This is a genomic window from Bacillus pseudomycoides DSM 12442 (genome assembly GCF_000161455.1).
GTDB lineage: Bacteria > Bacillota > Bacilli > Bacillales > Bacillaceae_G > Bacillus_A > Bacillus_A pseudomycoides.
This window is the reverse complement of the sequence record NZ_CM000745.1, coordinates 3,663,883-3,678,129: the sequence shown is the minus strand read 5'-3', so window position 1 is coordinate 3,678,129 and position 14,247 is coordinate 3,663,883. Positions and strand designations below refer to the sequence as shown.

General features: G+C 34.7%; 21 protein-coding genes and 1 pseudogene. 4 read left to right on the top strand and 18 right to left on the bottom strand.

Annotated elements, in window-relative coordinates; genetic code table 11:
• Positions 1-88: 88 nt before the first annotated feature.
• From BPMYX0001_RS18705 to comGA, 9 genes and pseudogenes are all read right to left on the bottom strand, one after another.
• Positions 89-289, bottom strand: coding sequence for a YqzE family protein (locus BPMYX0001_RS18705; protein ID WP_016116311.1), 201 nt, complete (start codon positions 287-289; stop codon positions 89-91).
• A gap of 35 nt (positions 290-324) precedes the next feature.
• Positions 325-822 (bottom strand): shikimate kinase, encoded by a 498-nt coding sequence (locus tag BPMYX0001_RS18700; protein WP_006096023.1) that lies wholly within the window; start codon positions 820-822, stop codon positions 325-327.
• A 156-nt stretch (positions 823-978) separates the two neighbouring features.
• Positions 979-1,353: a competence type IV pilus minor pilin ComGG gene (gene comGG, locus BPMYX0001_RS18695; RefSeq protein WP_018765812.1), complete on the bottom strand. Its 375-nt coding sequence runs from the start codon at positions 1,351-1,353 to the stop codon at positions 979-981.
• Positions 1,350-1,901, bottom strand: a complete 552-nt coding sequence (comGF, locus tag BPMYX0001_RS18690) for a competence type IV pilus minor pilin ComGF (RefSeq protein WP_006096022.1) — start codon at positions 1,899-1,901, stop codon at positions 1,350-1,352. Before comGF ends, comGG begins: the two co-directional genes overlap by 4 nt.
• Complete coding sequence (gene comGE, locus BPMYX0001_RS34140) at positions 1,798-2,115, bottom strand: competence type IV pilus minor pilin ComGE (RefSeq protein WP_231398946.1); 318 nt, start codon at positions 2,113-2,115, stop codon at positions 1,798-1,800. Before comGE ends, comGF begins: the two co-directional genes overlap by 104 nt.
• Positions 2,096-2,539 (bottom strand): annotated as a pseudogene (comGD, locus tag BPMYX0001_RS18685) (competence type IV pilus minor pilin ComGD); the annotation flags it as partial. The pseudogene comGD and the gene comGE, both read right to left, overlap by 20 nt.
• The gene (gene comGC, locus BPMYX0001_RS18680; RefSeq protein ID WP_003200417.1) at positions 2,536-2,838 is read right to left on the bottom strand and encodes a competence type IV pilus major pilin ComGC; all 303 of its coding nucleotides are present in this window, start codon (positions 2,836-2,838) and stop codon (positions 2,536-2,538) included. The pseudogene comGD and the gene comGC, both read right to left, overlap by 4 nt.
• 12 nt (positions 2,839-2,850) lie before the next feature.
• Positions 2,851-3,891: a competence type IV pilus assembly protein ComGB gene (gene comGB / locus BPMYX0001_RS18675; RefSeq protein ID WP_033799111.1), complete on the bottom strand. Its 1,041-nt coding sequence runs from the start codon at positions 3,889-3,891 to the stop codon at positions 2,851-2,853.
• Entirely contained in the window at positions 3,878-4,921 is a 1,044-nt protein-coding gene (comGA, locus tag BPMYX0001_RS18670) for a competence type IV pilus ATPase ComGA (protein WP_006096020.1), read from the bottom strand. Before comGA ends, comGB begins: the two co-directional genes overlap by 14 nt.
• 205 nt (positions 4,922-5,126) lie before the next feature.
• On the opposite strand from comGA, the gene BPMYX0001_RS18665 reads away from it, so the two are divergent.
• The 3 genes from BPMYX0001_RS18665 (at position 5,127) to BPMYX0001_RS18655 (ending at position 7,707) form a co-directional block, all read left to right on the top strand.
• Positions 5,127-5,822, top strand: a complete 696-nt coding sequence (locus tag BPMYX0001_RS18665; RefSeq protein WP_003200412.1) for a helix-turn-helix transcriptional regulator — start codon at positions 5,127-5,129, stop codon at positions 5,820-5,822.
• Between the two features lie 139 nt (positions 5,823-5,961).
• Entirely contained in the window at positions 5,962-6,204 is a 243-nt protein-coding gene (locus BPMYX0001_RS18660) for a DUF2626 domain-containing protein (RefSeq protein WP_006096019.1), read from the top strand.
• Between the two features lie 87 nt (positions 6,205-6,291).
• Positions 6,292-7,707, top strand: coding sequence for an L-cystine transporter (locus BPMYX0001_RS18655; RefSeq protein WP_003200409.1), 1,416 nt, complete (start codon positions 6,292-6,294; stop codon positions 7,705-7,707).
• A gap of 59 nt (positions 7,708-7,766) precedes the next feature.
• Here the strand turns inward: BPMYX0001_RS18655 and BPMYX0001_RS18650 are convergent, their stop codons facing one another.
• The 4 genes from BPMYX0001_RS18650 to BPMYX0001_RS18635 form a co-directional block, all read right to left on the bottom strand.
• Positions 7,767-8,237: a hypothetical protein gene (locus BPMYX0001_RS18650; RefSeq protein ID WP_033799110.1), complete on the bottom strand. Its 471-nt coding sequence runs from the start codon at positions 8,235-8,237 to the stop codon at positions 7,767-7,769.
• 29 nt (positions 8,238-8,266) lie between these two features.
• Positions 8,267-8,908: an HD domain-containing protein gene (locus BPMYX0001_RS18645; protein ID WP_033799109.1), complete on the bottom strand. Its 642-nt coding sequence runs from the start codon at positions 8,906-8,908 to the stop codon at positions 8,267-8,269.
• A gap of 21 nt (positions 8,909-8,929) precedes the next feature.
• Positions 8,930-9,754 (bottom strand): DUF4037 domain-containing protein, encoded by an 825-nt coding sequence (locus tag BPMYX0001_RS18640; protein ID WP_033799108.1) that lies wholly within the window; start codon positions 9,752-9,754, stop codon positions 8,930-8,932.
• 278 nt (positions 9,755-10,032) lie between these two features.
• Positions 10,033-10,248 carry a DUF3912 family protein gene (locus BPMYX0001_RS18635; RefSeq protein ID WP_026008571.1) on the bottom strand — a complete coding sequence of 72 codons (216 nt, stop codon included), beginning with the start codon at positions 10,246-10,248 and terminating at the stop codon, positions 10,033-10,035.
• 251 nt (positions 10,249-10,499) lie between these two features.
• Between BPMYX0001_RS18635 and BPMYX0001_RS18630 the strand changes: the two genes are divergently transcribed.
• Complete coding sequence (locus BPMYX0001_RS18630) at positions 10,500-10,811, top strand: hypothetical protein (protein ID WP_003200402.1); 312 nt, start codon at positions 10,500-10,502, stop codon at positions 10,809-10,811.
• A gap of 42 nt (positions 10,812-10,853) precedes the next feature.
• On the opposite strand, the gene BPMYX0001_RS18625 is transcribed toward BPMYX0001_RS18630, so the two are convergent.
• The 5 genes from BPMYX0001_RS18625 to BPMYX0001_RS18605 form a co-directional block, all read right to left on the bottom strand.
• Positions 10,854-11,342, bottom strand: a complete 489-nt coding sequence (locus tag BPMYX0001_RS18625; RefSeq protein WP_003200401.1) for a hypothetical protein — start codon at positions 11,340-11,342, stop codon at positions 10,854-10,856.
• 13 nt (positions 11,343-11,355) lie between these two features.
• Positions 11,356-12,333, bottom strand: a complete 978-nt coding sequence (locus BPMYX0001_RS18620) for an HD domain-containing protein (protein WP_006096014.1) — start codon at positions 12,331-12,333, stop codon at positions 11,356-11,358.
• A 3-nt stretch (positions 12,334-12,336) separates the two neighbouring features.
• A complete protein-coding gene (locus BPMYX0001_RS18615; protein WP_003200399.1) occupies positions 12,337-12,714 on the bottom strand; it encodes a nucleoside 2-deoxyribosyltransferase in 378 nt (125 codons plus the stop codon).
• Positions 12,715-12,819: 105 nt separating this feature from the next.
• On the bottom strand, positions 12,820-13,092 hold the full coding sequence (locus BPMYX0001_RS18610; RefSeq protein ID WP_026008572.1) for a DUF3966 domain-containing protein: 273 nt from the start codon (positions 13,090-13,092) through the stop codon (positions 12,820-12,822).
• 80 nt (positions 13,093-13,172) lie between these two features.
• Positions 13,173-14,231: an undecaprenyldiphospho-muramoylpentapeptide beta-N-acetylglucosaminyltransferase gene (locus BPMYX0001_RS18605; protein WP_006096013.1), complete on the bottom strand. Its 1,059-nt coding sequence runs from the start codon at positions 14,229-14,231 to the stop codon at positions 13,173-13,175.
• Positions 14,232-14,247: the final 16 nt, after the last annotated feature.

Sequence of the window (14,247 nt, the reverse complement as noted above, 5' to 3'; positions counted from 1 at the left end):
GTCGAATCGATGACAAGTATACACTCATCGCAAAAATTGTACTATACCGCCCAGCATCATTACTAGCGGTAAATCATTCCAATTTTTATTAACTTGATTTTTTTCGTTTCTTCTTAACGTTTTGATAAAACAAAGCAGCGCTAAGCGGCATCATACCGAACCATCTATTTAAAAACGGCGCTTTTTCAGCACGGCGCTGCTCTTTCTTTTGCTTTCGATCCTCTTTTGGAGCATCCATATACGATACAAATTGTTGCGTCATAAAACGCACATAATCATTAGTAGACATATCATCACCTCTACTTGATTAGTATGTCCACTTTTTTACGCATTAATCTTACGCAGTAGCTCCCCCATAATCTCTTCCACACTTTTATTTGTCGTATCAATATATATATCCGCTTCTTCATAATATGCCCGGCGGTTCTCAAACTTCTCCACAAACGCCTCAATATTTTCTTTTTGAAATAATGGACGTGTCGTATCTTCACGAAGGCGCTCTGCAATAACATATGGATCACAATATAAATACACGACGGTTCCATTCTCTTTCATCCACTGACGATTCTCTGCGCGTTCCACGATGCCACCACCCGTTGTAATAATTACATTACTCGTTAATAACGAACGCAGCATTTCACTTTCATATTGACGAAATGCATTTTCCCCTTCTTCTGCAAAAATAGCACGAATTTCCTTCCTTTGCTTCTCTTCAATTTTTTGATCTGTATCTACAACTGGAATATGGAGTTGCTCACTTAGCATCCTCCCAATTGTTGTTTTTCCGGCTCCCATAAAGCCTGTTATGTAAATGGATTTCATTTTGTTACCTCTTTTCTGTCTGTTTAATTATTTGTATTATAACGAAAGATAAGCTAACGTGGTTTATTTTATATACTACTTGCACAAATTAATAAAAAATGTTTTGTCCTTAATTTGTTATCAAGAACAAAACGTAATGGTCATGTAACTTCTTCCTCATCTCTCTTCCACCCAATTCATAACTCTTTTATTTATTTTATCGTACTGAAAGTTCACTTTATAAGAGCGATTTTGTTTCGTCATACACTGCAATGCGACAAATATAATTTCATTTTCAAATACATAATTCCCGCTCGCTTCACCATTTTCGTATCGAAACGAAAATACAGCATTTTGTTCTTTTTCCTGCAAATCATCCTTTATAGAGGAGACTGCTTGATCAGCAATCTCTTCTAACAAAAATTTTTGCTGCGCCTCCTTATAAAATCTTTGATCAGATTTCAACATATTTATTTCATATATAAAGAATGAAAATAGTAAGAAGAGAAGAATTAACGTTCCCGGCATCGCAAAACCATCTTGTTTTCTCATGTCTTCAACTCAATGGGTGTGTAGCGCGTTGCTACACCGTGATACATTTTGCCGCTTATATCTTGCACATGTATAATTAACATATAAGGTGTTAAGTCATAAGAAACCGAATTTACCTTTTGTAATAGAATTTCCATTCCTAACGTATTTACTTTTCTCACGATATTATTTCCTAACATTTCATATGTTACATTCGCACCGTTACTCATTTGAAAAAGTATTAGAGCTTCTTTATTCTCTAACTCGACACCTTTCCCGGTTTCACTCTCTCGAAACTCTAATTGTACTTGTTCCAGGAACACATTCCATTCCCAACTGTTTATTTGCTTTGAATATGGTTTCTCGATAAATAAACTATGGAGGCGCGGCACAAGAAGAAAGAAAATAGATAAAAACAATAAACATAACATCATTTCTAATAACGTAAATCCTGCTTCTACCTCTTTACTTTTTGACATGACGACATTGTTCCATCCTTCTTTGTTTGGTATCTTTCCAAATTGTACAAACTTCTTCTTCCCGCCAATGTATCCAGTACACAACGCCATCTATCGCCTCCTCTTTTTGCTGCTTTAGCTGATTTTGATACATATATAGTGCTGCTTCCCTCTTCAACAATGAATGTGCTTTATACCGAAATTGAATATTTTTTCTTTCTTGCATGATGAGGAGTGTTTGCGGAAGTAATAGCGACACAGCCATCATTAATAAACTTAACGATACAAGCATTTCCAGCATAACCGACCCTTTTTGACACTTCACGATACGTAAATCTTCCTCTCCCAAGTTGAAATACAATTTCATAGGTGCGTGAGCGATAAGAAAGTAGAATTGTACCAGCTTTGTTTATATTTCCATTTGCATTATAGGTCATTGGATTTGGAAAAGTATTCAAATCAATTTTTATATCTCGTTCATATTCCCGGATAAAAAGGGAACGCTCATCCCCAGATTCCCAAATACTGTACATATGTTTCTCAGGACTCCATCGCAGCATATGAAGATTCCGGCGGTTTATAGCTAACTGCTGCATATACAAAATATCTTGTGAAAATTGCTTCAAAAACTGCTCTACCTTTTGCTTTTCATATAACGGAGCAACATTAAAGTAAGTGACGACGCTTAATATAGAAATGATGAATAAGACAAGAAGCATCTCTAAAAATGTAAATCCTTTTTGTTTCACGATTTACCAACAGATACTGTGCCGTCCTCACTTGAAATACTAATCGGTTCCCCTTTTGGACACGTTGTAGAAGTAATATACTTTTCTTTCACTAATTCATCTACTGTTGGTATCTTATTCTTTTCTAATTGATAAGCTTGCACTTGCGCTTCGACAGACTTCACGTATGCATCGCAACCTTTTCCTTGTACGGAAGAGCGCTGTTTAATTACATTTGGAATAATTAATAAAAGTAATACTGAAATAACGACCATCACTAATAACATTTCTAAAAGAGTAAATCCTTTTTCATTTTTCATTTAAACTACCTCCTAAATAGAATTCATCATTTGAAACATCGGCATAATCATCGCTAAATACATAAGAACAACAATTATGCCAATACATGTAAACAAAAGTGGTTGAATAATGACTAAAATACGTTGAATCTTTCCTTCCATTTTTTCAATCGTTAATTCACTATAGTCTCCTAATTCTGTCGCTAAGTTTCCGTTTGCTTGTCCATGCGCAATCACGTAAGACAGTTCCCTCTCGTAATAACCACTCTTCATAATAATAGAATCCAACTGTTCTCCCGCGATTAATAATTCTTCAATTCGAGTGGCTTCACATTGAAAAAACGGGTGATGTTTTTGTTCAACCATTAACGTTAAGGCTTCTAGTACCGATAGTCCTCCTTGTAATAAGCCGCTTAATTGAACAGAGAAATAATGAGAATTTGTTAAAATAAGAAATGTTTTTATAAGAGGAATACAAATCATAATATTCATTCTTTGAACTGGGGGAAGTTTTTGTATATAAAATACATATATACATGTTCCTAAAACGAGGCAGAGAAAAAATCCTCCAATCATGTACGGAAGCATTCGAATAAGGAGCATAATATGATCGGTAAATGAAACAGAAGAAGCGCGCAAGGAACTATATAATGTTTCAAATTGTGGAAGCAAAACGAAATTGAATACAGCAAGTATCCCTAATAGAAAAAAAGATAAAAATATCGGGTAACGAAGCACTTTCATCATATCTTTTTGATGTTTATCTTTTCTATGCAGTAGTACACTTCCTTGTTGCAACGCAAAAGAAATATCCCCATGCCGCTGTGCATAGAATAAATAACTTAATATGTCTGGATGAAACATAAGTTGGTGAAAAGCATCATGAATGCTTCGACCATTTTTTAATTCTTCTGCAATATGTTGCAATTGAATTTGTTTTTGAGAAGATAACTGAAACTGCAGAAACTCTAATGCTTGCAAAAGTGAATAGCCCTTTTCTAACAATTCCCCAAGTCTTCTTAATAACAAGACTTGCTCATGTAATCGCCACCCTTTTCGTTCAAACATAAACATCCTCTTCTAAAAAGCCTAAGGCATATCCTTTTCTTATACATGATTGCAACGTTTCATAATGATAGGTTACACGCTCTCCATTCGCTTCACAAATAGCTTTTTTCAATTCATGGCCATATAACAACTCATAAACGCTTGCTTGCCGCACTTGCCTCATTGCTTTACATAACGGCGAACATTTCCCTTTGCAAAATGGACACTTCAATTCAACAAGACGCTGTGCTGCCACAGCAAGCAATGATTGCTCAATTTCTTGCCGCGTAATCCCATAGTCCATCAAACGTAGCACAGCTCCTTTTGCATCGTTTGTATGCAATGTTGTCATTACTAAATGGCCTGTTAAACTCGCACGCACAGCTACTTTTGCTGTTTCTTCATCACGAATTTCACCAACTAAAATAATATCAGGATCATGGCGCAAAATCGCTTTTAAACCAGTTGTGTACGTGATACCTGCTTTTTCATTAATCTGAATTTGTAACAAGCCATCCTTTCTCTTTTCGATCGGATCCTCAAGTGTAACAATACGACGTGTTTGTCCCTTTTTGGCTACCTCTAGCAAAGCATACATTGTCGTTGTTTTCCCAGATCCTGTCGGCCCAGTAAACACGAGTAATCCATGAGAATGATGTACAAAAGAGAGAAGTGTTTTTGCCGAGCTTGGAAATAAAGAAAGATGGGAAAGTGGTTGAACCGACGCTTGCAAGTGTAAACGAATGACGAGGCTTTCTAAATACACAGTTGGTAGTGTAGAAAGACGTAAGTGCACTTCTTGCCCCTCAATTTGTAAATACAATGATCCATTTTGTGGCTTACGTCTCTCCCCTATATCCATAGATGCTAAAAATTTAAAATGCGAAACAAGTCTTTCTCCAAATTCCTTTCCAATACAATGCTTCGTTACTAAATCTTTTCCAATGCGCAATTGTATGACTGCATCTGCTTGTCGCGGCACGATATGTAAATCGGATGCCTGTAATGCACATGCTTCCTTCATAATTGTATTGGCAAAATGTTCAACACCATTCATAATGATCTCCTCCTCACTATGTATATATCATGCGGAAATATAAAAGAAAAATAGCGACTTTCGTATTTTCAACAGAGAAAAGAGGGAAAATATGTTTGTGAAATTATGAACAATTTCTGAATTATTGACTAAAATTACCTATAAGCAACTTTATCTGTATTATAATGTTATTATCTTGGATAAAGTGATAAAGGTGGAGATCCTCATGGAACAAGCTTTAAAAATTACAGGTGTACTATCTGATCCAACTCGTTATTATATTTATAAATATATTTCTCAAAAACATAGTTACGTAACTGTACAAGAAATCGCAGATGAATTTAATATCCATCCAAACGTAGCACGTCTACATTTATCAAAATTAGAAGATGTCAATATGTTGCGATCTGAAACAAAGAAAACGGGAAAAGGCGGCAGACCAAGCAGATTATATGTATTGTCTGAAGACTTAATTCAGCTACAATTCCCATTTCGCGATTATCAATTATTAGCAAAAATCGCTTTTAATTCATTGCTTAGCCTCGGTGCAGCCGGTGAAAAAGCACTATATGAAACAGGCAAACAATTTGGTAAAGAATTAATGGAACAACATATGCAGCATTTAAACATTAATGAAGATTCATTAACATTAGAACACAAAGTTCAAATTGCAAAAGAAGCATTATCAACTGCTGGCCTATCCCCTTCATTTGAATTAAGCACAGATGGTACACAAATTTTCTATGACGTGTACAATTGCCCATTCAAAGAAGTTGCTGTCCATCATCCTGAAGAAGTTTGCCATATGCATAGCGATATGATGAAGGGAATTTTTGAAATCCTATTTCCGGGCATGGAATTAACACGACATGATAATTTATTAGACGGATGTAAATCTTGTAACTACAAAGTTCAGCTATAACTTGTTTTCATATGAAATTGTGTCAAAAAGAAGTCAATTTGATTTGGCTTCTTTTCTTTTTTCGCAAATATTTACAATAGTAAGAAAAATAAACTATAATGAAGAGAGGTTTACTTTTTTAGAAAAGGAGGGAGATTGCATGGAGCGCATGTTTCGCGTTCTCGGCTTTTGGACTGGAATTTTCTCGGTTATGTTTTACTTAGGGGATATGCACGCAACTGCACTATTATTTTTAGGACAAACAGGATTCTTCGTACTTTTAAGCTATTTAAAATTAACAGAGCGTATGTATATATACGTATTCGGGGCATATTTAACTGTTTTCTTCATTGGGTTTACATACTATACAACATTTCTACTTGTCCCTGGCGCTGGGCATTAAAAAGATGGCAAATTGCCATCTTTTTTTATTTTCTCTAATTACCTAGTTGACTTATAGGTTTTATTGAAATATATTCTATATAACAGATTGGAATTAGGGGGAATCATCATGAATACACTGCTAGTCGGTATTAACATAGCGGTCATGCTCGTATTAGTTGGCATATTGTATTATATGCAGCGCAAGCATGTATCATTTAATAAACGCGTATTTACTGCTTTAGGGGTCGGAATTGTATTTGGCCTTATCTTACAATTTATCTATGAACCTACTTCTAAAATTATCGTGGATTCGAATAACTGGTTTAGCTTAATTGGTAGTGGGTATGTGAAATTACTACAAATGATCGTTATGCCACTTATTCTAGTTTCTATTATCTCGGCATTTACAAAATTAAAATTAACAAGTAACCTTGGTAAAATTAGCGGACTTATTATTGGAATTTTAATTCTTACAACTGGAATCGCTGCAGCTGTTGGTATCGCAGCAAGCGCAGGGTTTGACGTTCAAGCAACTGGCTTACAACAAGGTGATGCAGAAACGGCTCGCTTAAAATTAGTGGAAGAAAAATTCAGTTCAATTGAACAAACACCAATTCCACAAAAATTATTGGAGTTATTACCTACAAATCCATTTCTTGATTTAACTGGTGCACGTCCAACTTCGACAATTTCTGTTGTAATCTTTGCAGCGTTCATTGGAATCGCCTTTATCGGTGTGAAAAGAAAATATCCAGAACAAGCAGAGTTATTTAAGAAAATGCTTGATGCTGTCTATGCAATTGTAATGCGTATGGTAACATTAATTTTACGCCTTACTCCATATGGCGTATTAGCTCTTATGACAAAAACAGTCGCTGGTAGTGATGTAAGTGCCATTTTAAAACTCGGTAACTTTGTTTTAGCATCTTACGTAGCACTTATCGTTATGTTTGTTATTCACTTATTATTAATTGCTCTTTCTGGTTTAAATCCAATTCAATATTTGAAAAAGGTATTCCCAGTATTAACATTCGCCTTCACTTCTCGTTCTAGTGCAGGTACAATGCCACTAAATATTGAAGCACAAAAAGAAAAACTTGGTGTTTCAGAAGGAATTGCAAACTTTGCTGCTTCCTTCGGGGTATCTATCGGTCAAAATGGTTGCGCAGGTATTTATCCAGCTATGCTGGCGATGATGGTCGCTCCAACTGTAGGAATTGATCCATTACAACCACAATTTATTTTAACTTTAATCGCAGTTGTCGCTATTAGCTCATTCGGTGTTGCTGGTGTAGGCGGCGGAGCAACATTCGCAGCATTAATCGTCCTTTCAACAATGAACTTACCAATCGGGATTGTTGCTCTTCTTATCTCTGTTGAGCCATTAATCGATATGGGTCGTACAGCTCTTAACGTAAGCGGATCAATGACAGCAGGTCTTATTTCTAGCAAATGGCTTGGTGAATTAGATCACGATACGTATAATCAAGATGATGTGAAAAGCGAAGAAGTTGCTTCATAAGAAAGAGAAACTTTCATAAAAAGGAATGCTAATTGATATAGCATTCCTTTTTTTATTCCTTATACCTGTTTTAAAAAATTTAATACTATTTTAGGAACATCCTCATTTATTTGAATTCCTTGAACAGAACCTTTATCTACATCTTTTGCGATTATAATGTTATTTTTATCATCTACCCAGACTAACAAACTTTCCTTAGAATCATCCTTAAAAATAACTTCCATATTAGCATGTACCGCATCCCTTGCTTTTTTATCTAAAGATATTTTTTTAGATGTACCAGCTTTGATTGCTGTAACAATCTGATTTACTAGATCTTCATTATCCGTTCCTGCTTTAGAAATATTATCTTGATCTATCCTCACTAAATTCATTTCTTTTATTTGTTTTTTCTCAAATACTATTGATGTTTCTTTTTCCTCTTTTTGTTTAGTTGATGAAGAAGTTTTTGAAGAACTTGTAATATTGGAACATCCAATTAAGTTCAAAAACACTAGAATTATCATAAACAAGCACATATTTTTTCTCATTTCACTCACCCCTTCATACAATACAATTTTTAATACTGAATATCAGTATAAATCGATTCCTCAACTCCCGGAAGAAGTCTGTATACACTCATTCCAATCAAAGATTCTATTTCTTTTTTTATTTTATAAAATCCTTTCCAATGAGAAGAAGTGTGAGCATTGGTGCCGTGTCTCAATCCAACTGAGATCAATCTTTTTTCAAGTGTAGTAAATCCTTTATCATCGGCTAAAGCATCACAAAGAGTAATAACTTTATCGTATAAATCATAGTTGCTGTTTTCATTTAATATCACTACAAGCTTCATTTTCATATCTGGAGGAACAAGACTCCAATCAGCCGCGATTTCTATGTCTTTATTCCTACAAGGAACTGAATGTGTTACACATTTAATCGCATTCCCTCTAAATCCTAATTGTTCTAAGTACATGTATCCATCATAAGAATGTATAACAGATTTTGTAAAACCTTTATACCTACCAATGTCATGAAGCAACCCTGCATTATAAGCCAAATTATCATTCACATCATATCCTTGTTTCATAAATTCCAAGATTATGTTTTCAGTAGCTTGGGCAACATTTATCGAATGTTTATACCAAGGTCCAGGATTTTGTTTATATGCACGTTCAAGTAACTCACGTGCATATGCTCTATCCATGGTATACTCCATAACACCACCACTCTATCATCATTACTTCACATAACAAATCTGTTTCTTTTGCTCCCAAAGATCCAATTCTGGAATTTGTTTCTCCGCCGAAATCAATACTTCTTCGATTAATAATTCCAAATCCTTCACACTGTTTTCCGGATTTCCCATCAAGATATTCGTCATTCGCTCATAAAGGTTTTCCGGTTTTATTGTCATTCGTTTGATATTAAAAGGCATCCATTTAAATGCAGGGTGATGCACATACATTTTATTAAGGCCGAACAAAACACCAAATACATTCTTCTGTACATCACAAATTACATCGTATAGCATAAGCCAATCTTTTCGTTTTAAAAGTGCTTCACGGTTATGCCAGCGATTACTTAGCAAAAGATTCTCTGCAATCATTTGTCTAGAAAGTTCCAATGGATAATCTGCGACTCTATCTTTTAGCCCCCTAATTTTGTCTTCACCATACAAACTCACACCATCATGAATTGAGGCTACAATACATTGTTTCTCATAATCAGTTTCATACTTTTCCACCACATCAGAAATAAAACGTTCAACCGTTACGGATAAAAAGTTACTTATTTCTAATTTAATCCCATCTTTCGTTACATAAGATTCAGACCACTCTTCCTCTTCATACGGATGATACGATAAAACTGTCCCATCAATACGTTTAATAGGCCCTTCACGATCTTCATCTTCTGGCGGTGCTGACCATAAAATATGTAACTCTATATCTGAATTTTCATCTTGCCAGTTTCTTGATACGGATCCTGCTAAAAGAATCGCTTCTACTTTTTGGTTTTGTTTATATATTTTTGCCATATCTATTGCTTTTTGCATTAAGTTCATTTGATTTCCCCCATGTTTGATTATCCATTTGAACATTTTATTGCAGCGTTATTACACTGTTTCTATTTATAGCTTAATGGAAATTTATTACTATATCAAATGATTTTCTTTTATTTCTGAATATTACATATAAAAATTTTCTTCGTTACCAAGTGTATAAACAGAAAAAGGATATATGCTCCTATATTGAGCATAATATCCCCATCATCATTATCTATTGATATAACCTTTTCAAGCACATAATAAAAATAAAAGTTCCTCTTCACAGCCCGTCCCTTTTACAAATAGCCATTGTGTTCGCACCATTCATGAAACTGCCGCACATCTACCCCTACTAAAACGATATCTTTTAGTTCCACATCAACGACTTGATCGTCAATAACAAGGAAAAAACTTGATCCTTCCTGCTTTTCTTTTTGCTTTACAATTCCAATGCGATTCCGATACGGTCCATCTTTTACATACGCTTTTTGTCCTGTAATATCAAAATTCAAAATTCTCACCCCTTTTACTGCGCTCAACTTTGGCATACTACCTTCTCCTCGGAAAGTTTCCTTTCATCACACTATTTCTGTATATATATGATGAAACAGCAAAAGAGTCCTTCCTTTATTACAATTATTTTTTCTTTGTGTCATTTTTATAAATTATACGTGAAAATTAGGAAAAACCGCACTTGGAAACGCTTTCTTAAATTTATTTCATGTTATAATGGAAAAGCAGAACTTCGTAAAGAGGGAGAAAAATGGATATAACAATTATTACAAAAGTAATCGAAGCATTAAAATCATATGGATTTCAAGATGTAACATACTGTGAGGAAACAAAACAATTCTTATTTCATAACCAAACCGATATTATGAGTGGCTATGCAGAAATAACATACAGCAGCCAATTTGAAAAGTTTAACGTGCAAATTCATCCGATTGAAACCCATCATCAGGCAGAGTTACAAGAAGTTGAAAAACACATTCAATCTTGTATACGAAAAGTCGAGTATTTAAATGCACTTCTTACAGGACAAAAAAAATTAACTGACAAAATTATTATTATGTAAAAAAAGAACGTGAGATTATCACGTTCTTTTTCATTTTCACTATTATATACTCATCTTCTCTTTCAATTGTAACCCTGTAACAGACTCTAATACATTCATCGCTTCTCCAATTGTCATATCAAAAATTGTCTTATCTTCTATATACGGAAACTGTCTAAAACGTTTTTCTAACATTTTTACTGCATCCGATGAAAATACTGCACTATCTATACCGAATTCTGTTTCAAGTAGAACAATCCAATCTAAAATATGAAATCCTAACCCATTTACAAATGAAATAAGTTTTTCTTCAGGTTGTGAAGATAGAAATACATAACGTTCCATTTCACTAAAGAGTTCTTCACCTAAAATTTCTGCGAGTTCTTCATCATGTTCACGATTTACAATTTCATCATATCCATAATCGTCTGCAAGTTCTTCTACTTCTTCTCCGTCTGCACAAAGTAGCTGACTACGCAGTGCACCTTTTTTGAATTCACTTTTTTGTATAACTTCTAAAAAGCTTGTTTCCCATCCTTGTTCTAATTTCATATTTATAACTCCTTTATGCTTTCTTTATTTTTAAATATATATTTTGATTGAAGTTCTCTTTCGCATTTTGATTGCATAACCTTACATGTTCAGATAAACGAGACGCTTTATATATTTTACCATTCATATAGACATGTGGATCAATTAAGCGTTCCTTCCCACCCGAGTAACAAATATCATACTCTTGATTATTCTCTTCTACTATTACATTTGGATGTAAAGTAGCCAATACACTCGTTATCTCTTCATCACGACAACATTTCAATTTTTGAAGCACTACCTCATCATCGCACAAGAAATCTTCAGTATGTATCAGATGCTTTTCTAACGCTAGTTGCAAAACTTTTGTTAATACATGATAACTATATGAGCCTAATGGATGTAGAAAGAAATCAATTGTTTCTTTGTAATAGACTGTTGTAAACCACTCTGCCGCCTCTAGCGTACTAAGACAGATTTGTTTTTCATGGACAATTAATTGATTTAAAAATGTAAGAACTTCTTGTTTTGAAATCATTCCATATGTATATAAATCGCGAAGTGTATAATCTATACGATCTGCGCATAGAGCTGGTAGTGGTTGTTCCAACAGCATCCATTGTTCCCAGTTTTGAAGCATTTTAGAATCATATCCATACTTTTTCAAAATGAGCGGGATATCCGAGTTTTCAATGACTGTATCAAAAATATGTTCATGATAGTCTTCATCTTTTTTATGTAATACACGATCTACAACGTGTGAAAAAGCAGTATGTGATACATCGTGAAGCAATGCTGCAATTTGTTCCGCTTCACCCCCGCCCAGCATTTTCACAAGAAGCATAACTCCAATTGAATGCTCATAACGAGTTATATTCCACTCTGGTTTTACAAGAAAGCTCGCTCCAACTTGATGAATTTTCTTCAGCCTTTGCATAGCTTCTGTTTGTAATAGTTCTTCTAATACACCGTCTATTTCAAAATTACCGTATATCGTATCATAAACCTGCATGATCTATGCGTCTCCTTTATTCATGACGTATGAAACAAACTCCTCCACTTCCCCTTGAAAAATATCCACTTCTGGTAAATGGTAAAACGTTGTTTGAAGCGGATTGTTTTTATGATACATATAGATTTTCTTCTCTAGCGCAATAGCCATACCAAGCTCCGTGTGACTCCCATTTCCGCCATCTAATAAAAGTAGAAAAACATCAGCGTTTTGTATCGCCTGCTTTTCTGCTTGACCAATCTTCTGTAATTGTTCTCTATTTGTCGCTCTTTCATTTTGAGTCCAATTATATGTATGATGCCATCCCGCTTCTTTCAATTGACTCGCTACAAATTGAACAAGATGTTTGTTTTGAAAACTTGATGCAATATAGAAATTCATATGAATTAGCTCCTTATTTATAAAACCAAAGGGAAACTCCTTTTTTTAGCGTTAATGATAATAATAGCGAAGGATTTCGCCAAAAGAAATCCCCACCTTCAAAACTTATTTTGCGTTTAAATGGTGGGGCGCCTCATGCTTTTCTCTTATTTTTTGCTTTTTATCACTTTCATCGGCTAACATCTCTAACTCAGCTGTTATTTCCGATTTTTCTAAGTTTCGTTCTTGTGAAAATTTTCTTGAAATGTAAATAATAACACTACCAACGTATAGCACAAAACATATAATCAGAGCAGTATTTTCATAGAGACTCAGCTCCAACACAGTCACTCCTAATCCATTCGTATTTTCACGCTCAAAGAACTGGAATTCCCCTATTAAATCTCTGTTATTGTAACATAAATAAAGTAATTCTTCGAACCTTTCATTCTACTAAAAAAGACATGATTTTTTAGAAATCACGCCTCCGTAATATATTTCATAATGGTCTGTACTGCTTCTTTTCCACTATACTTTTTTAATTCTTTTTTATACTTCTCACAATTATGATTTAACTCTTCTATATGCTTCATAAGGGATGTCACTGTTACAGTTTCTTCATATAAAACCGCTGCATACCCTTGTCTTTCAAACGATTGTGCATTTAAAATTTGATCTCCGCGGCTTGAAGCTTTCGGTAATGGAATTAAAAGCATCGGTTTTTGCAATGTTAAAAATTCAAAAATCGCATTCGATCCAGCTCGTGAGATGACAAAATCAGTTGCCCCTAACACATCTGGCAATTCTCCGTGCACATATTCAAATTGCCTATACCCTTCTATACCTTGTAACGTCTCGTCTAGATTTCCTTTTCCGCATAGGTGAACAACTTGATAATTTTTAAGGAGCTGTGGCAATGCTTCTCGTACTGTTTCATTGATTTTCTTTGCCCCTAGACTTCCTCCCATAACCGTGATAACTGGTTTTCTAGTATGGAACCGAAGAAAGTGTAATCCTTTTTCACGATTTCCACGTAGCACTTCTTCCCTCACAGGCGAACCTGTATAAACCACCTTTTCTGTTGGCAAATGTTGTGCTGCTTCTTCAAACGTAACAAATATTTTTGAAGCAAAACGGAGTGCAATTTTATTCGCTAGTCCTGGTGTCATATCCGATTCATGTAACAAGACTGGAACACGATTTAACCATCCGCCAATTACTACTGGTACAGATACAAAACCGCCCTTTGAAAAAATAACATCAGGTTTTAATTTTCTTATTCGTACATAAGCATCCATAACACCCTTCATAACGAGAAAAGGATCTTTTATATTTTTCAAATCAAAATAACGGCGTAACTTTCCGCTCGCTATACCATAGTATGGAATTCCTTCGTTCTCTATAATCGTTTTTTCAATCCCTTGATGAGAACCTATATAAGAAATATCCCAGCCCTTTTTTTGCAAATGTGGAATAATTGCTAAATTAGGTGTCACATGTCCAGCCGAACCACCGCCTGTAAAGACTATTCTTTTCATACCTCTCCCCCTTCTA